Annotated in this window: 19 protein-coding genes; 18 read left to right on the top strand and 1 reads right to left on the bottom strand. The window is 40.1% G+C overall.

Annotated features, from left to right (window positions below; all coding sequences use genetic code 11):
- Window position 1 precedes the first annotated feature (1 nt).
- The 6 genes from MMB68_RS02435 to spoVM all read left to right on the top strand — a co-directional run bounded on the left by MMB68_RS02435 (window position 2) and on the right by spoVM (window position 5,286).
- Window positions 2-745, top strand: a complete 744-nt coding sequence (locus MMB68_RS02435) for a Stp1/IreP family PP2C-type Ser/Thr phosphatase (RefSeq protein ID WP_277447156.1) — start codon at window positions 2-4, stop codon at window positions 743-745.
- A gap of 5 nt (window positions 746-750) precedes the next feature.
- Window positions 751-2,808 carry a Stk1 family PASTA domain-containing Ser/Thr kinase gene (gene pknB, locus MMB68_RS02430; protein WP_346780472.1) on the top strand — a complete coding sequence of 686 codons (2,058 nt, stop codon included), beginning with the start codon at window positions 751-753 and terminating at the stop codon, window positions 2,806-2,808.
- Window positions 2,809-2,821: 13 nt separating this feature from the next.
- Complete coding sequence (rsgA, locus tag MMB68_RS02425; RefSeq protein WP_028410790.1) at window positions 2,822-3,703, top strand: ribosome small subunit-dependent GTPase A; 882 nt, start codon at window positions 2,822-2,824, stop codon at window positions 3,701-3,703.
- A gap of 2 nt (window positions 3,704-3,705) precedes the next feature.
- Window positions 3,706-4,362 (top strand): ribulose-phosphate 3-epimerase, encoded by a 657-nt coding sequence (rpe, locus tag MMB68_RS02420; protein WP_013084822.1) that lies wholly within the window; start codon window positions 3,706-3,708, stop codon window positions 4,360-4,362.
- Window positions 4,363-4,478: 116 nt separating this feature from the next.
- On the top strand, window positions 4,479-5,126 hold the full coding sequence (locus MMB68_RS02415) for a thiamine diphosphokinase (protein WP_221784470.1): 648 nt from the start codon (window positions 4,479-4,481) through the stop codon (window positions 5,124-5,126).
- 79 nt (window positions 5,127-5,205) lie between these two features.
- Window positions 5,206-5,286, top strand: a complete 81-nt coding sequence (spoVM, locus tag MMB68_RS02410; protein ID WP_016765421.1) for a stage V sporulation protein SpoVM — start codon at window positions 5,206-5,208, stop codon at window positions 5,284-5,286.
- A 57-nt stretch (window positions 5,287-5,343) separates the two neighbouring features.
- Here the strand turns inward: spoVM and rpmB are convergent, their stop codons facing one another.
- On the bottom strand, window positions 5,344-5,532 hold the full coding sequence (gene rpmB, locus MMB68_RS02405) for a 50S ribosomal protein L28 (protein WP_013058914.1): 189 nt from the start codon (window positions 5,530-5,532) through the stop codon (window positions 5,344-5,346).
- A 314-nt stretch (window positions 5,533-5,846) separates the two neighbouring features.
- Here rpmB and MMB68_RS02400 point away from each other — a divergent pair, with 314 nt between their 5' ends.
- The 12 genes from MMB68_RS02400 to rnc all read left to right on the top strand — a co-directional run bounded on the left by MMB68_RS02400 (window position 5,847) and on the right by rnc (window position 17,862).
- Window positions 5,847-6,209 (top strand): Asp23/Gls24 family envelope stress response protein, encoded by a 363-nt coding sequence (locus MMB68_RS02400; RefSeq protein WP_013058913.1) that lies wholly within the window; start codon window positions 5,847-5,849, stop codon window positions 6,207-6,209.
- Between the two features lie 16 nt (window positions 6,210-6,225).
- The gene (locus MMB68_RS02395) at window positions 6,226-7,893 is read left to right on the top strand and encodes a DAK2 domain-containing protein (RefSeq protein ID WP_221812618.1); all 1,668 of its coding nucleotides are present in this window, start codon (window positions 6,226-6,228) and stop codon (window positions 7,891-7,893) included.
- A gap of 196 nt (window positions 7,894-8,089) precedes the next feature.
- The gene (locus tag MMB68_RS02390) at window positions 8,090-9,118 is read left to right on the top strand and encodes a PTS sugar transporter subunit IIC (protein WP_016765419.1); all 1,029 of its coding nucleotides are present in this window, start codon (window positions 8,090-8,092) and stop codon (window positions 9,116-9,118) included.
- 212 nt (window positions 9,119-9,330) lie between these two features.
- Window positions 9,331-9,993 carry an L-serine ammonia-lyase, iron-sulfur-dependent subunit beta gene (sdaAB, locus tag MMB68_RS02385; RefSeq protein ID WP_014458409.1) on the top strand — a complete coding sequence of 221 codons (663 nt, stop codon included), beginning with the start codon at window positions 9,331-9,333 and terminating at the stop codon, window positions 9,991-9,993.
- Window positions 9,994-10,091: 98 nt separating this feature from the next.
- Window positions 10,092-10,979, top strand: coding sequence for an L-serine ammonia-lyase, iron-sulfur-dependent, subunit alpha (gene sdaAA / locus MMB68_RS02380; protein WP_013084817.1), 888 nt, complete (start codon window positions 10,092-10,094; stop codon window positions 10,977-10,979).
- Entirely contained in the window at window positions 10,972-13,020 is a 2,049-nt protein-coding gene (gene recG, locus MMB68_RS02375) for an ATP-dependent DNA helicase RecG (protein ID WP_195781988.1), read from the top strand. Before sdaAA ends, recG begins: the two co-directional genes overlap by 8 nt.
- A gap of 263 nt (window positions 13,021-13,283) precedes the next feature.
- Entirely contained in the window at window positions 13,284-13,847 is a 564-nt protein-coding gene (gene fapR / locus MMB68_RS02370; RefSeq protein WP_013058909.1) for a transcription factor FapR, read from the top strand.
- A gap of 20 nt (window positions 13,848-13,867) precedes the next feature.
- Complete coding sequence (gene plsX / locus MMB68_RS02365) at window positions 13,868-14,872, top strand: phosphate acyltransferase PlsX (protein ID WP_221812617.1); 1,005 nt, start codon at window positions 13,868-13,870, stop codon at window positions 14,870-14,872.
- Window positions 14,873-14,875: 3 nt separating this feature from the next.
- Window positions 14,876-15,820, top strand: coding sequence for an ACP S-malonyltransferase (fabD, locus tag MMB68_RS02360; RefSeq protein ID WP_277548137.1), 945 nt, complete (start codon window positions 14,876-14,878; stop codon window positions 15,818-15,820).
- A gap of 1 nt (window position 15,821) precedes the next feature.
- Window positions 15,822-16,562 carry a 3-oxoacyl-[acyl-carrier-protein] reductase gene (fabG, locus tag MMB68_RS02355; RefSeq protein ID WP_013058906.1) on the top strand — a complete coding sequence of 247 codons (741 nt, stop codon included), beginning with the start codon at window positions 15,822-15,824 and terminating at the stop codon, window positions 16,560-16,562.
- A 138-nt stretch (window positions 16,563-16,700) separates the two neighbouring features.
- The gene (gene acpP, locus MMB68_RS02350) at window positions 16,701-16,934 is read left to right on the top strand and encodes an acyl carrier protein (RefSeq protein ID WP_013058905.1); all 234 of its coding nucleotides are present in this window, start codon (window positions 16,701-16,703) and stop codon (window positions 16,932-16,934) included.
- 181 nt (window positions 16,935-17,115) lie between these two features.
- Entirely contained in the window at window positions 17,116-17,862 is a 747-nt protein-coding gene (gene rnc, locus MMB68_RS02345; RefSeq protein WP_014458413.1) for a ribonuclease III, read from the top strand.
- Window positions 17,863-17,921 lie beyond the last annotated feature (59 nt).

Below are 17,921 nucleotides of genomic sequence, written 5' to 3'. Positions count from 1 at the left end.
TATGGCAACTGTCTTCATGACAGACCGAGGGAGAGTTAGACAACACAATGAAGATAACGGAGGGGTATTTTTGAACCAATACAATCAGCTGCTTGCAATTGTGGCTGATGGTATGGGAGGTCATCGAGCTGGCGACGTCGCCAGTGAGATGGCGGTTCAAAAATTGCAAACAGCGTGGGAAGAAGCGGACAAAGTAACGTCTCCTGATGAGGCGACGCAGTGGATTCGTACGCATGTTTCGCAAATTAATCAAGATATTTATCAGTATGCTCAGGAGCATGAAGAGTGTAAAGGGATGGGTACAACAGTTGTACTTGCTTTATGCGCTGATACGTTTTGTGCGATTGGTAATATAGGAGACAGCAGATGCTATATTTCAAATGAATATGGATTTCAACAAGTAACAGAAGATCATTCTCTTGTAAATGAACTCGTAAAAAATGGTCAAATCACAAAAGAAGATGCCGAGCATCATCCACGAAAAAATATCTTATTGCGAGCACTAGGTACCGAAGAAAATGTTAGTTTAGATGTAAAAACAATTGAAGTGGAAAAAGAAGATCGATTATTATTATGTTCAGATGGACTGACAAATAAGGTAACGGAACAAAAGCTGAGCGAAACGTTATCAACAAGTTCATCACTTCACGAAAAGGGTACGAGCCTGATTCAATTAGCAAATGAGCTTGGTGGAGAAGACAATATTACACTTGCAATTGTGGACTTTACATCTGAAAGTGGGTGAGAGTGTTGCTAATAGGTAGACGGCTAAACGACCGTTATAAGGTATTGCAAGTAATTGGTGGAGGCGGAATGGCAAACGTCTATTTAGGTCGCGACATGATTTTGGATCGTGATGTGGCAATTAAAGTGCTTCGTTTAGACTTTGCAAGTGACGATGCGTTTATAAAGCGTTTCCATCGAGAAGCACAATCTGCTACGAGTATTGCTCATCCTAATATTGTCAGCATTTATGATGTTGGAGAAGAAGAAGATATTTACTATATCATCATGGAATATGTACCGGGTATGACATTAAAGCAATACATTCTGCAAGAATCACCACTATCTCTTGATAAAGCCATACATATTATGACGCAGATTACATCAGCTATTGCCCATGCTCATCAGTACGGAATTATTCACCGGGATATCAAGCCTCAAAATATTTTAATTGATCATGATGATACCATTAAAGTTACTGACTTCGGCATTGCCGTAGCACTAAGTTCTACAACCATTACGCACACTAATTCTGTTTTGGGCTCTGTTCATTATTTATCTCCTGAACAGGCAAGGGGAGGGCTTGCGAATAAGCGTTCTGATATTTATTCGCTTGGCATCGTCCTATTTGAATTGCTAACGGGTCGAGTCCCTTTTTCTGGGGAATCGGCTGTGTCAATTGCATTAAAACATTTACAGACAGAAACACCTTCTCCAAAAAGATGGAATCCATCTATCCCTCAAAGCGTGGAGAATGTTGTATTAAAAGCAACAACTAAAGATCCATTTTACCGATACAGTTCCGTCGAAGAACTCGAAGCGGATTTACAGTCTGCTGTTCATCCAAATCGTTATAATGAACAAAGGTTTACGGTGCCTGATGATGAAGAAGTGACAAAAGCCATCCCAGTTATTAAGGAGGATTTTGTTGAATCCGAAGAAACGCACGTACCTGTGAGAAAACCGCCTCACTTAGAGCGCGAAGAACAAGAGGAAGAAGAGTTAAAGCCGAAGAAAAAAAAGAAGAAAAAGAAAAAAGGCAAAAGCAAGCTGATTGTAACGCTTGTTTTAATTTTTTTGCTGCTGGCAGCTGCTAGCGTAGCCGCCGTTACATTTATTCCGGCTCTATTACTTCCAAAAGACGTAAAGGTTCCTGATTTACATAATCAAGATTATGAATCAGCAGTAACCGATTTAGTTTCTTTAGGCTTTAAAGTAAAGAATCCTAAAGATATATCTGATAATAAGGTGGAAGAAGGCGACGTGGTTAAAACGATGCCAGAAGCGGGAGACGTTATTAAAGAAGGATCTAATGTCATTATTTATCGAAGTACAGGAAAGAAAAAAGAAGCATTTAACCGGTACATTGGAAGAAGCTTTACGGAAGTAAAAAGTCTGTTAGAAAAGCAGAATTATAAAGATATCCAATCCATCGAAGTTGAAAGCACAGAACCAAAAGGCAATATTACAGATCAGACGCCTAAAGAAACCGAACAAGTGGTGCCGGAAGATACAACGGTTACGCTATGGGTAAGTAAGGGTCCGCCGAAGATTACATTAAAGGATTTCTCGGGCTGGACGGAAAAAAGCGTAAAAGATTATGCGTCAGATGAAGATATTGAAGTGGACGTAAAAACAGCGTATTCCGACACTGTTGAAAAAGGTCTTGTGATGTCTCAAAAGCCTGCAGCGGAGCAGAGTATCGAGCAAGGTGATAAGCTCACCATTACGGTCTCAATGGGCAAGGAGCCAAAAGCTCCTCAAACGGTGTCAGTGGATGTGACTATTCCGTATAAAGAAGAGACTGAAACGGAAGCAAGCACGGAACAAGGCGACGCAACGGAAACAGGCGATGCCACCGGAACAGAAGAGGAAAAGCCAAAGCCAAAGCCAAAGCCACAAAAAGTACAAATTTATATCGAAGATGCAGATAACGATATGTCCGTTCCTGCTAAAGAACTAACGATTACTGAAACAACAAAAGAATCGTTCGATGTTTTAGTTGATGAAAATGAAAAAGCGTCTTATAAAATTGTCCGAGACGGGGAAGTTATTGAAGAAAAAGACGTTGAATATCCAGAGTGATAGGAGTGAGGTTATGCCAGAAGGAAGAATTATTAAATCCCTTAGCGGATTTTATTATGTTCTTCATGACGGACAAGTAACGCAATGTCGAGGACGAGGTGTTTTTCGTAAAAAGAAGGTAACGCCTTTAGTCGGTGACAATGTAGTATTTCAGGCGGAAAATAAGCTTGAAGGATATATACTTGAAATTAAAGAACGTAAAAATGAATTAGTTCGTCCCCCTATTTCAAATGTTGATCAGGCGCTGCTTGTTTTTTCAGCGATTGAACCTGATTTTAGCACAATGCTTCTTGACCGATTTTTAGTGTTAGTGGAGTCTAATCATATTGAACCTATTATTTGTATTTCAAAAGTAGATCTTTTATCACAGCAGCAAAAGCAAGAAATCGAGCAATATGCTGAAGAATATCGTAAAATAGGATATGAGGTCATTTTAACGTCGACAGTCACAGAAAAAGGCATGGAACAAATTCAGCCGTTATTTGAAGATCGCGTAACGGTTATTGCCGGACAGTCAGGTGTAGGTAAATCTTCACTGTTAAATACGCTTAAACCAGAGCTTGAGTTAAAGACAAATGATATTTCAATGTCACTTGGAAGAGGAAAGCATACAACACGTCATGTAGAACTGATTTCGTTTGGTGAAGGGTTAGTAGCCGATACGCCCGGCTTTAGCTCACTGGAATTTTTAACATTAGAAGTAGAAGAGTTAGCCGATTGTTTTCCTGAAATGTCGCGTTTGAGTGAACAGTGTAAATTTCGAGGTTGCTTGCATGTGAAAGAACCAAAATGTGCGGTGAAAGAAGCATACGAGCAAAAAGAAATTCCGAGTTATCGCTACGAACATTACTTGCAATTTATTGAGGAAATTAAGCAAAGAAAGCCGAGGTATTAAAAATGACAAAAATCGCACCTTCCATTTTATCTGCCAATTTTTCAAAGCTTGCTGAAGAAATTCGTGAAGTTGAAGCAGGTGGAGCAGACTACATCCATATAGACGTTATGGATGGCCATTTTGTTCCTAATATTACAATTGGACCGCTTATCGTTGAGGCTGTACGCCCTGTCACAACACTGCCATTAGATGTGCATTTAATGATTGAAAACCCAGATCAATACGTTCCAATGTTTGCAAAGGCAGGTGCTGATATTTTAACGGTACATGCTGAAGCGTGTACTCATTTGCACCGCACCATTCAATTAATCAAAGAGCACGGCATGAAAGCAGGCGTTGCTTTAAATCCTGCAACGCCAATTGACGTGGTGAAGCATATCTTAGAAGATATCGATCTTATTTTATTAATGACGGTGAACCCAGGCTTTGGAGGGCAAAACTTCATTCCAAATGTACTGCCGAAAATTGAGCAAATCTCTCAGCTTATTGAAATTCGTCACCTTTCTATTGAAGTAGAGGTTGATGGAGGAATTAACGAAGAAACAGCAAGAAAATGTGTGGAAGCAGGAGCAAATGTCTTAGTGGCTGGCTCAGCTATTTATAATCAAGAAGACAGAGCTGGCGCAATTAGTCAAATTCGCACAACTGTTCAAGCGTAAGTAATAAAAGCTGCTGTGTACAACGAGTAGAACTTGTACACAGCAGCTTTTTCTTTTAGGATAAAGAAAACATATTTATTTCGTTCATTTTTTAATAGAAAAGGAGCATATACATAATGAAAATTCATATTCTAGCAGGGGGACCGGATGAACATATGCCGCCCTTTCACCAATCAAATGATGTAAAGTGGGTAGGAGTAGACCGCGGCGTATTCCTTCTTCTTCAACAAGACATTTTGCCCGTAAAAGCATTCGGAGATTTTGATTCCATTACAAATGCGCAGCTTAAGCTAGTGAGAGAAGCATTACAAGATGTTGAACTGTATCCTGCGGAAAAAGATGCGACGGATTTGGAACTTGCTTTTGAGTGGGCAATAGAGCAAAAACCGGACAGTATTTGTATATTTGGAGCAACAGGTGGAAGGCTTGACCACATGTTTGGAAGCATTCAGCTCCTGTACAAAGGGTTAAAAAAGAAAGCGAGTGTCCAAATGATTGACAATCAAAATATCATTCAATTGTTTGAACCAGGCACTTATCATGTAGATCGTTTAAAGGAGTTTCACTATATTTCATTCGTTCCTTTTGCAGGCAGTGTAAAAGAGCTTACGCTAGAAGGTTTCAAATATCCGCTCAATAAGCATGAAGTAGAACTCGGCTCAACTTTATGTATTAGCAATGAACTTATTCAACAAAGAGGTACTTTTTCATTTACAAAAGGCATATTAATGATGGTAAGAAGCAATGATAAACGTTGCTTGTGATGAAGTATGGAAAATGAGAGCAGGACATAGGGCTTTCTTTAAAAGGAGATAAAGTGTGGAGACGGTTAGGAGGGACAGTATGAAATTCTATACAATCAAACTTCCAAAGTTTTTAGGTGGCATCGTAAAGGTCATGCTTAATTCGTTCAAAAAAGATTAACAACGCCGGAATAATAAAAGAAGCACCATAAAATATGGTGCTTTTTCATTATAAAGATTAAACGCGTTGAACTTTACCAGACTTAAGGGCTCTAGCTGAAACGTACACACGTTTTGGTTTACCGTTCACTAAGATACGTACTTTTTGAACGTTAGCACCCCATTTACGCTTAGTAGCGTTCATTGCGTGAGAACGTGCGTTACCTGAACGAGCTTTTCTACCAGTTACTACACATTTGCGTGCCATGATTTTCCCTCCTAACACCAAAAAAACTACTCAATTCTGTTTTGAGAAATACTATATTAATTTATCACAGCCTTACAGAGAATGCAATAGTTCTGGAGAAAAGCTTTCAAGAAATTTTCCTTGACATATAAAATGAATCTATGTTCAATAATATAGAGAGTAGAAATAGGTATAACTTGGGCTATTACTTATTTTAAGACAAGTTGATACCTAATACTGTCATCTTTAAAAGGGACAAGCTGGACGCCTCTTTTAAAACGAGATTGATTATAGTAGAATATTTATAACCTATGAAAGTAGAAAGGGGAACGAGTATGTCCATCGAAATGAAAACGAAGTATGGTCAAATTGATATTTCTACAGATGTAATTGCAACAATTGCTGGAGGAGCAGCTGTTGATTGTTACGGGATTGTCGGAATGGCTTCAAAAAATCAGCTTAAAGATGGTCTTACAGAAATTCTTCGCAAAGAAAACTTTACACGAGGTATTGTAGTAAGACAAGAAGAGGATGACGTACATATCGACATGTACATTATCGTAAGCTATGGAACAAAAATTTCTGAAATTGCTCATAATGTGCAAACAAAAGTAAAATACACGCTGGAACAAACGGTTGGTTTAACGGTTGATTCAGTAAATATTTATGTGCAGGGTGTTCGTGTAACGAACGTTTAATTAAGGAGGAAGATTCGTGTCAATGACAACGTTGGACGGAAAGCGGTTTAGAGAAATGGTGCTTCAAGGAGCCCAGCATCTATCTAACAATGCAGATTATGTAGATGCACTGAACGTTTTTCCTGTACCAGATGGCGATACTGGAACAAATATGAACTTATCGATTACGTCTGGTGCTAAAGAAGTAAAAAATAAACTATCTGATCACATCGGCCAAGTGAGTCAAGCTTTATCTAAGGGCTTATTGATGGGGGCGCGCGGTAATTCAGGAGTTATTTTATCTCAATTATTCCGCGGTTTTGCGAAATCGGTTGAGCAAAAGTCAGCGATTACAACAGTAGAGTTTGCTGAAGCTCTTGAGCTTGGTGTAGAAACTGCTTATAAAGCTGTTATGAAACCAATCGAAGGAACCATTTTAACAGTAGCTAAGGATACTGCTAAAAAAGCAGCGGCTGTTGCTAAAAAGCAATCTGATATGATTCTGTTCATGGAAGAAGTACTTAAGGAAGCTAATGCTTCGTTAAATCGCACGCCAGATCTTTTACCCGTGTTAAAAGAAGTAGGCGTAGTGGACAGCGGAGGTCAAGGGCTTGTTTTAATTTATGAAGGCTTTTTAGCTGAATTAAAAGGTGAAAAACTTCCGGGTGTACCCATGTCAGCTCCTTCGATGAATGAACTCGTAAATGCTGAGCATCATAAGCATGCGCAAAGCCATATGAATACAGAAGATATTGAATTTGGCTATTGTACAGAATTTATGGTAAGGCTGGAAGAGGATAAGCCTGCAGCTAAAACATTTTCTGAAGACACGTTTCGTCAAGACTTAAGTAAATGGGGCGACTCATTGCTTGTAGTATCTGATGATGAAATCGTGAAAGTTCATATTCACGCCGAGCATCCTGGAGAAGTGTTAAACTACGGGCAGCAGTACGGAAGTTTAATTAAAATGAAGATTGAAAACATGAGAGAACAGCATAGCAGCATTGTTTCAGATGAAGAAAAGCCCGCAGTGAAAAAGGCTGAAAAACAGCCGTTTGGCATTGTTACTGTGTCAATGGGAAAAGGAATTGCTGAATTGTTCAAGAGCCTTGGGGCAACGGTTGTCATTGAAGGCGGACAAACAATGAATCCAAGTACGGAGGATATTGTCAAGGCGATTGAAGAAACAAATGCTGAACAGGTACTGATTTTACCTAATAACGGAAATATTGTGATGGCTGCTAACCAAGCGGCTGCTGTTGCCGGCAGTCACGTTTCGGTTGTCCCGTCTAAAACGGTTCCTCAAGGAATGACAGCGCTGCTATCATTTAATCCTCAGCAAAGCTTAAAAGAAAACGAGGAAGTAATGACAGAAGCTCTACAGCACGTGAAAACAGGACAAGTAACGTATGCAGTTCGCGATACAAATATTGATGGTCTTGAATTAGCCAAAGGCGATTTTATGGGTATTGCCGAAAAGAAAATCGTTGTAAAAGATTCAGAGAAATTAGAAGCAGCAAAAAAGCTATTGACTTATATGATTGATGACGAAGCGGAAATCCTTACGATTCTTCAAGGAGAGGATGTCTCAGACGATGAAGCTGAAGCGCTAACATCGTTTGTAGAAGAAACGTTTGAAGAAGTTGAGGTAGAGCTTCATAAAGGAGATCAACCTTTATATTCTTACATTTTTGCAATTGAATAACCAAAAAGGAAGCATCCCTCTCGAGGGGTGCTTCCTTTTTTATGTTTTTTAAGTTAGATACGAACTATTTTATTTATAAATGTTGTAATCGTTCGTTATATTAGGTATATTAGTTGAAAAGAACCCGTTTGTATGGTAGTTTTGAAAACTGATTGAGTCAAATGTGAAAGAAAACAGCATGAGAGGAGAGACAACAGTGGATATTTTAAAAGGAACAGGTTTATTATTGTTAGTTTTATTTTTATTTTGGTTGTTTAGCAACAAGGCACCTTATGGCATGAAAGCAATGGGGGCTCTGGCAAGCGGAGCGGTAGCTGCGTTTCTCGTAGAGGCCTTTCAGTCATATGTAGGAGGAGATTTACTAGGTATTTCATTCTTAGGTGAAGTTGGAAAGGCTGCAGGAGGAATGGGAGGAGTTGCGGCGGCAGCACTAGTTGCTTTGGCTTTAGGAGTATCTCCTGTATATGCTCTTATGATGGGGGTGGTATGTTCAGGGCTAGGCTTGCTCCCTGGATTTTTTGCGGGATACCTCATGGCATTTGTCGTGAAATTTATTGAGAAAAAGGCACCTGCTGGTCTCGACTTATTAGGGAATATTTTAATTGCGGCACCTTTAACAAGATTAATTGGTAATGCATTCTCACCTATTGTAGATGCGACGCTTTTAAATATTGGAGGAATTATCAAAGATACAACAAGTGCTAGCCCTATTTTGATGGGAATTATTTTAGGGGGAGTTATTACAGTAGTAGCAACGGCTCCGCTTAGCTCAATGGCTTTAACGGCTATGCTAGGGTTAACGGGATTGCCTATGGCGATTGGAGCTCTTGCTGTGTTTGGTTCTTCTTTCATGAACTATGTGCTGTTTGATCGATTAAAAATTGGGGATCGTCGTACAACCATTTCAGTTGCAGTTGAACCTTTAACACAAGCGAATATTATTTCAGCAAATCCGATTCCTATCTACATTACAAACTTTGTTGGAGGTGCACTAGCCGGTGTGGTTGTGGCTCTGTTCGGATTGGTAAATGATGCTGCAGGCACGGCAACACCAATCGCAGGACTTGCAGTGATGTTTGGGTTTAATGACCCTATGAAAGTCACAATTTGTGCAGTGCTTTGCGCACTAGCGGGAGCATTAGCTGGGTTTATAGGTTCAGTTGTTTTTAAAAACTTTAAAATTAAAACAGTAGACGATGTAGCTTCCGAGCAAGAAGCAGCTTAAGTAATTCATCTTTTCCTGCATAATATAGCAAAAAAAGCGGTGTGCTTATCTTATTTTTATGGATAAATACACCGCTTTTTTTGTGCGGGAGTCTCTAATAAAAATGAGAATTTTTAAATTTTTTAAGAGCGTGAAACAAAGCTTCCAAAAAGTCAAAAGCTCAAGTAACATATAAGTAATAACAATGTCTAAATAGCAGGGGGAAAATCCTTATGAAATATAAATCTGTCTTTGATATTATTGGTCCGGTAATGATTGGACCATCTAGCTCACATACAGCTGGTGCAGCGCGTATTGGACGCGTTGCACGGACGCTTTTTGGCAAGCAGCCCACAAAAGTTGTGGTTTCACTGTACGGTTCTTTTGCTCAAACATATAAAGGGCACGGAACAGACGTAGCGTTGATTGGCGGTATTCTAGATTTTGATACATTCGATCAGCGTATTCCGCAATCTTTGGACTTAGCTAAAAAAGAAGGAATTGACGTCACATTTGTTGAGGAAGCGGCAATCACAGATCATCCTAATACTGCTCGCATTAAAATGAGCGACGGATTAAAGGAAATTGAAGTTGTTGGAATTTCAATTGGCGGAGGAAAAATTCAAATTACGGAGCTGAACGGATTTGAATTAAATTTATCAGGCATGAATCCAGCTATTCTCGTTGTGCATAATGATCGATTTGGTGCCATTGCGACCGTTACAAATATTTTGATGAAACATTCAATTAATATCGGACATATGGAAGTATCTCGCAAAGAGCGCGGAGAAGTAGCGCTCATGGCAATTGAAATGGATACAAATATTGAAGATGATGTAATTGAAGAGTTAAAAACATTGCCTCACATTATTCAAGTAACAAGAATGGTTGAGTAGGATAGAGCGAATAGGAACGGCTTGAGAGAATAACTCGAGCCGAGTGGTTATAGATGATTCTAAAGTGAAAATAAGACAGAATAATAGCGGAGGTTACTATGTTTCGAAACGTAGCAGAACTAGTAGAATTAGCAGAAAGTCAAAATGTGAAAATTGCAGAGATTATGATTCAACAGGAAATAGATATCACGGGAGTTACTCGTGAAGAAATCATGGAAAAAATGGACCGGAACTTAACGGTTATGGAAGAAGCGGTTGAACGCGGTTTAAAAGGGGTACAGTCTGTTACAGGTTTAACAGGCGGAGATGCAGTGCTGCTTCAAAACTATATTCAAAGTGGAAAATCTTTATCTGGAAATTTAATTTTAGATGCAGTCAGCAAAGCTGTAGCGACAAACGAAGTAAATGCGGCAATGGGGACAATCTGTGCAACGCCTACTGCTGGATCTGCGGGGGTAGTACCAGGAACGCTGTTTGCAGTGCAACATAAGCTAAACCCAACTCGTAAAGAAATGATTGAATTTTTATTTACATCAGGTGCTTTTGGATTTGTTGTAGCCAATAATGCGTCTATTTCAGGAGCAGCAGGCGGATGTCAAGCAGAAGTTGGTTCAGCTTCAGGTATGGCAGCTGCAGCGATTGTTGAAATGGCAGGAGGTACACCGAGTCAGGCAGCTGAAGCAATGGCAATTACTCTCAAAAATATGCTAGGATTAGTATGTGACCCAGTAGCGGGGCTAGTAGAAGTTCCATGTGTGAAACGAAACGCAATGGGAGCGGCGAATGCAATGATTGCAGCAGATATGGCCTTAGCAGGCATTACAAGTCGTATTCCATGTGATGAAGTCATTGATGCTATGTATAAAATTGGTCAAACAATGCCGGTTGCATTACGAGAAACTGCACAAGGAGGCTTAGCGGCAACACCAACAGGTCGCGAGCTTGAAGCGAAGATCTTTGGTATTGCATTAAATAAAAGTGAATGAACTAACAACTATTTCAATTAAAACCATTAAAGGTATTGGAGATGAAACAGCACAAGCATTAGAGGATATGCATATTCACAGTGTGCATGACTTGTTAGAACACTTCCCATACCGCTATGAAGATTATGAGTTAAAAGATTTGGCTGAAGCAAAGCACGACGAAAAGGTCACCGTAGAAGGAAAGGTTCACAGCGTTCCCTCGCTTACGTATTACGGAAAAAAACGTTCGCGCCTTACATTTCGGCTGCTAGTAAACCGCTATTTGATTACGGTTACTTGTTTTAATCGCCCTTACTATAAATCAAAGTTAGAAATCGATCAAACTGTTACGGTTACGGGGAAATGGGATCAGCATCGGCAAACGATTAACTTGCAGGAGCTTCAATTTTCTCCGTTTGTTAAAAATCAAACGATTGAGCCTGTTTACTCGGTTAAAGGCAGCTTAACGGTCAAAGGAATGCGGAAGTTCGTCTCTCTTGCGTTGAAGAATTATGGCAGCAGCATTCAGGATATGCTCCCGGCCTCTATTCGTTCTAGATACAAACTAGTAACGCGTGAAGAAGCGGTTAGAAGTATTCACTTACCTCGTGATCATGAAGATTTAAAACAAGCAAGACGTCGATTTGTTTATGAAGAATTTCTACTTTTTCAATTAAAAATGCAGGCGCTTAGAAAGCGCGAAAGAGAAGAAACGCCTGGAATGAAGCAAGCATTTGATTCAACTGAGCTGGTAAACTTCACGAACTTGCTGCCGTTTCCGCTAACAAACGCTCAAAAACGTGTAGTAAACGAAATTACGCACGATATGAAATCGCCTTATCGCATGAATCGCTTGTTGCAAGGTGATGTAGGGTCCGGTAAAACAGTCGTAGCAGCGGTTGCTTTATACGCCACTGTTTTAGCAGGGCATCAAGGTGCTTTAATGGTACCGACTGAAATTTTAGCTGAACAGCATGCTGAGTCATTGACTGCGATGCTTGAAAAGGTAGGAATCAGCGTAGGCTTGCTAACAGGGTCTGTTAAAGGAAAAGCAAGAAGAGAGCTGCTTCAGCGAGTGAAAGACGGAGATGTTCATGTATTAGTAGGTACACATGCCTTAATTCAAGACGAAGTTATATATAATAGTTTAGGGCTCGTCATTACGGATGAACAGCACCGCTTTGGAGTTGGACAGCGCCGGGTTTTACGTGAAAAAGGAGAAAGTCCGGATGTACTGTTTATGACGGCGACTCCTATTCCACGAACCCTTGCCATTACGGTGTTTGGAGAAATGGATGTGTCCATTATCGATGAAATGCCAGCAGGACGTAAGGCAATTGAAACATACTGGGTAAAACATGATATGCTTGAACGTATTTTACATTTCGTTGAAAAAGAAATACATGACGGCAGACAAGCTTACGTTATTTGTCCGTTGATTGAAGAATCGGACAAGCTGGATGTTCAAAATGCAATTGATGTGCATGCAACACTCACTCACTATTTTAATGGAAAAGCAAGCGTTGGTCTCATGCACGGAAGATTGTCACCTGATGAAAAAGAAGAAGTGATGAAACAGTTTAGCGTAAATGACGTGCAGATTTTAGTATCAACAACGGTTGTAGAAGTAGGAGTGAACGTTCCGAATGCAACCGTAATGGTCATTTATGATGCAGAGCGCTTTGGGTTATCTCAGCTTCATCAGCTAAGAGGACGCGTAGGACGCGGAGATGCACAGTCGTATTGTATTCTGCTCGCAGATCCGAAATCAGAAGTTGGAAAAGAACGAATGACCATTATGACGGAAACAAACGATGGATTTGTATTATCAGAAAGAGACTTAGAGCTTCGTGGGCCTGGTGATTTCTTTGGTAGAAAACAAAGCGGGATGCCTGAGTTTAAAGTAGCCGATATGGTGCACGATTACCGTGCGCTTGAAGTAGCTCGAGAAGATGCTGCTAAGCTTGTAAATTCCGACAGCTTTTGGACAGAAGATCAGTTTGCACTGCTGAGAATACAATTAGAAGCAACGGGCGTATTAACTGGAGAAAAATTTGATTAGTAAAAGAAGCTGAAAGTAGTTTAGTTGAAGGGAAATCCGAACGATGAATCGAGATTCTTGATGGAGAATCCAACTCGTTCGGATTTTTTCATTGGTAGGGTGAACGCAGGTTTCATGTATGTAGATGTTTTTAGCGACTGTTAATAGTTATAGATATCCATAGTGCGATGCAAAGAATACAGCATGTGAAAAATGTTGCAATTAGAAGGCAATGATTATATACTGCTATTAGTACCTAGTATTAAAAGTTCGGATGGTGGACAATGAAGCGCAGTAAAAAAGAAAGACAGCAGCTATTAAAAACGACAATTGAAGAAAACCCATTTATTACGGATGAAGAACTAGCAGACCGTTTTTCAGTGAGCGTTCAAACAATTCGATTAGACCGCCTAGAGTTGTCGATTCCTGAACTGCGAGAACGTATTAAGCATGTAGCTTCAAAACAACTAGACGAGGAAGTGCGTTCGCTTCCGATTGAAGAAGTAATTGGAGAAGTTATCGACATTGAACTAGATCAATCAGCGATATCTATTTTTGATGTGAAAACAGAGCATGTGTTTCAGCGTAATCAAATTGCTCGTGGTCACCACCTTTTTGCGCAGGCTAATTCGTTAGCTGTCGCTGTTATTAACAACGAATTAGCGCTCACAGCAGATGCGTCGATCCGTTATCACCGCCCTGTTAAGCTTCATGAACGAGTGATAGCAAAAGCGAAAGTTCTGTCAACTAGTGAAGTGCGAACCACCGTTGAGGTAAACAGCTATGTAGGGCAAGAGCAAGTGTTCTCTGGCACTTTTAAAATGTATCGTTCTACAAAGGATAAATAATAAAAAGGATGAGACGCAACATGAAACTAGCTATTGATGCAATGGGCGGAGATCATGCACCGAAAGCCATTATTGAAGGTGTAGAAAAAGCTACTGCTCAATTTAAAGAATTACATATTACGTTAATTGGAAACGAATCAGAAATAAAAAAGTATTTAACAAATTCAGACCGTATTTCGATTATTCATACAGAAGAAACCATTGATGCAACTGATGAGCCAGTGCGAGCTGTGCGCCGTAAAAAACAAGCATCTATGGTATTAATGGCAAATGAAGTAGCCGAAGGTCGTGCGGATGCTTGTATTTCAGCAGGAAACACAGGTGCGTTAATGACAGCGGGACTTTTTATTGTAGGGCGCATCAAAGGCATTGAACGTCCAGCACTTGCTCCGACGCTTCCGACACTAGATGGAAAAGGCTTTTTAATGCTAGACGTTGGTGCAAACGTTGATGCCAAGCCTGAACATTTGCTCCAGTACGCTGTAATGGGGTCTGTGTATGCCGAAAAAGTACGCGGCATTCAAGCTCCTAGAGTGGGACTGCTGAACATTGGAACTGAGGATAAAAAAGGAAATGACTTAACAAAGCAAGCCTATCAGCTACTAAAGAATGCTGATCTTAATTTTGTAGGCAACGTGGAATCCCGTGATTTGCTAAACGGCGTAGCGGATGTGGTTGTAACAGATGGTTTTACAGGGAATATGACTCTTAAGAGCATTGAAGGAACGGCGCTTTCCTTGTTTTCTATGATTAAACAAGAATTAATGAGCACGTTAAAAAGCAAGTTAGCCGCAGCGGTGCTGAAGCCTCAGCTGCAGGGGTTAAAAGCGAAAATGGATTACAGTGAATATGGAGGCGCAGGGCTGTTTGGATTGCATGCGCCTGTTATCAAAGCGCACGGTTCGTCGGATGCGAATGCAGTATTTAGCGCGATTAAGCAAGCTGTGAATATGGTGGAAAACAATGTGTCTTCCACTATTCAAAAAGCAATCGAACAAACTGCTAATGAAGAAAAGGAGAGATAAGAAATGGGGAAAATTGCTTTTATCTTTCCAGGCCAAGGGTCACAAACTGTTGGTATGGGAAAAGATTTATATGATGGAACAGAGGAAGCGAAAAAGCTGATTCATACAGCTGACGAAGCTTTAGGGTTCAGTCTTTCAAACATTATTTTTGAAGGGCCTCAAGAAGAATTGACTTTAACTTATCACGCTCAACCTGCTCTTTTAACAACGAGTACAATGCTGCTTGAAGCATTTAAAATGAGCGGAATTACACCCGATTTTGTTGCGGGTCACAGTCTAGGAGAGTACAGTGCGCTTGTGGCTGCTGAGGTTTTATCGTTTAAAGATGCCGTTGTTGCTGTTCACAAAAGAGGCCGCTATATGGACGAAGCTGTACCAGCAGGTCAAGGTACAATGGCAGCAGTGCTTGGCATGTCAGCGGAAGATCTAGAAGCTGTTACCGCTCAAATTACAAGCGAAGGCGATGCTGTTCAGCTTGCAAATATTAACTGTCCGGGTCAAATTGTTATTTCAGGTACGGTAAATGGTGTAGAAAAAGCTGGAGCTCTTGCCAAAGAAAAAGGTGCAAAACGCGTGATTCCTCTAGTGGTAAGCGGTCCGTTCCACTCTAGTTTAATGAAGCCAGCTGCTGAAAAACTACGTGATACGCTAGAAACAGTGGGCTTTAGCGATGCGAAAGTTCCAGTCATAGCAAACGTAACAGCAAAGCCGGTTACTGACAGTCAAGATATTCAAAACAAGCTAGTGGAACAACTGTATTCTCCGGTGAGATGGGAAGAAACAGTTGAGACACTTCTTGCAGAAGGTGTAGATACATTTGTTGAAATTGGACCAGGAAAAGTATTATCAGGTCTTGTGAAAAAAGTAAATCGCCGTGCGACTGTGTATGCTGTTAATGATCTTACATCATTAAAATCAACGATTGACGCACTAAAAGGGGGAGAATAACATGTTACAAGGGAAAGTTGCGGTTGTAACAGGCGCTTCTCGCGGAATTGGTCGTGCCGTTGCAATTGAGCTGGGAAAGCTTGGTGCTAAAGTAGTTGTAAACTATTCTGGAAGCGAAGCGAAAGCTCTTGAAGTTGTGGATGAAATTAAAGGATTAGGAACGGATGCAATTGCTGTACAAGCAAATGTGGCAGAAAGTGATTCTGTACAAGCAATGATAAAAGAAGCGATTTCTACATTTGGTTCAGTAGATATTTTAGTAAACAACGCGGGCATCACACGTGATAATCTTCTTATGCGTATGAAAGAAGACGAATGGGATGATGTTATTAATACAAACTTAAAAGGCGTATTTTTGTGTACAAAAGCGGTTACTCGTCAAATGATGAAGCAGCGCGCAGGACGCATCATTAATATTTCATCAATTGTCGGCGTCAGCGGTAATGCTGGACAAGCAAATTATGTAGCAGCAAAATCAGGCGTGATTGGTTTAACAAAAACAACTGCCAAAGAATTAGCAAGCCGCAATATTACAGTGAATGCAGTTGCTCCTGGTTTCATTGCAACAGACATGACGGATAAATTGAATGAAGAAGTGCAGGCGGAAATGTTAAAACAAATCCCTCTTGCAAGCTTCGGCCAGCCTGAGGATGTTGCGAACGCAGTTGCGTTTTTAGCATCAGATGCAAGCCGTTATATTACGGGTCAAACGATTCACGTTGACGGCGGAATGGTGATGTAAAAAAGGCACTTTACGAAAAGTGTAATTTGGTGATAAAGTACAAAGGGACGTTTACTAGGCGACCGATAAACTTTATTATTCAACCATAGTATTTTAGATGGAAATCATCTATAATGACTTGAGGGGAGGTGAAGAACAATGGCAGAGGTACTAGAACGCGTAACAACAATCATTGTTGATCGTCTTGGTGTAGACAAAAGTGAAGTGAAACTAGAATCTAGTTTCAAAGAAGACTTAGGTGCTGACTCTCTAGACGTAGTTGAATTTGTAATGGAGCTTGAAGAGGAATTCGATATCGAAATTTCTGACGAAGAAGCTGAAAAAATTTCAACTGTAGGAGATGCAGTTAATTACATACAGAGCCAAATTTAATCTGTAGTATATGTATGAAAAGCCCCGTTAAACAGCGGGGCTTTCTCTTCTTTTTAAGAATTTCAAAAAAAGACCTCTTTTTTTTGAAAAGGTAGTGTATCTTTTAGGATACCTCGTTTTATAATGAGAGATGTTAGGGAAAAACTACGAAACAATTGAAGCAGGTAAGCGGAGGTATTTTATGCCTAAACAATATTCAAATCGAGATCGAAAGATAAACGTGAAATTCAAGCAAAATTTTGCAGAGTTTCAAAAGGAAATTGGTATTCAGTTTACAAATGAAGCGCTTCTTTTTCAAGCATTTACACATTCATCCTATGTGAATGAGCATCGCAGAAGACCGTATGAAGACAACGAGCGTCTTGAGTTTTTAGGAGATGCCGTATTAGAACTAACCGTATCGCAATTTTTATTTAAAAAATATCCAACGATGAGTGAAGGTGAGTTAACGAAGCTTCGTGCAGCAGTTGTGTGCGAACCGTCGCTTGTTACTTTTGCAAATGAAATGGATTTTGGTAAACTAGTGTTACTTGGAAAAGGTGAAGAGATGACAGGCGGCCGATCTAGACCGGCTTTACTGGCCGATGTATTTGAAGCATTTATCGGAGCTCTTTATTTAGACCAAGGGCTTGATACGGTAGTAACGATTCTGAAAAAAGTTGTCTTTCCAAAAATTAATGAAGGTGCTTTTTCTCATGTGATGGATTTCAAAAGCCAGCTTCAAGAAGTGATTCAACGTGATGGAGTTGGACAATTAGAATACAAAGTTTTGCAAGAAAAAGGTCCAGCGCATAATCGCGAATTCTTATCTCGCGTATCGTTAAATGGTGAAGAGCTCGGCGTTGGTGTAGGGCGTTCGAAAAAAGAAGCAGAGCAAAAAGCAGCTCAAGTAGCTATTACGAAAATTAGAGCAAGTCAAACGAAATAAAATGATCCCCCTCTTAACGTATTCGTTATAAAGGGGGATTTGCTATGAAAAGATTACAT

Source organism: Priestia sp. Y58, from assembly GCF_029522095.1.
In the GTDB taxonomy this organism is placed as follows: Bacteria; Bacillota; Bacilli; order Bacillales; family Bacillaceae_H; genus Priestia; species Priestia megaterium_E.
Note: the sequence above shows the minus strand (reverse complement) of the source record. Positions and strands in the feature narration are given on the sequence as shown.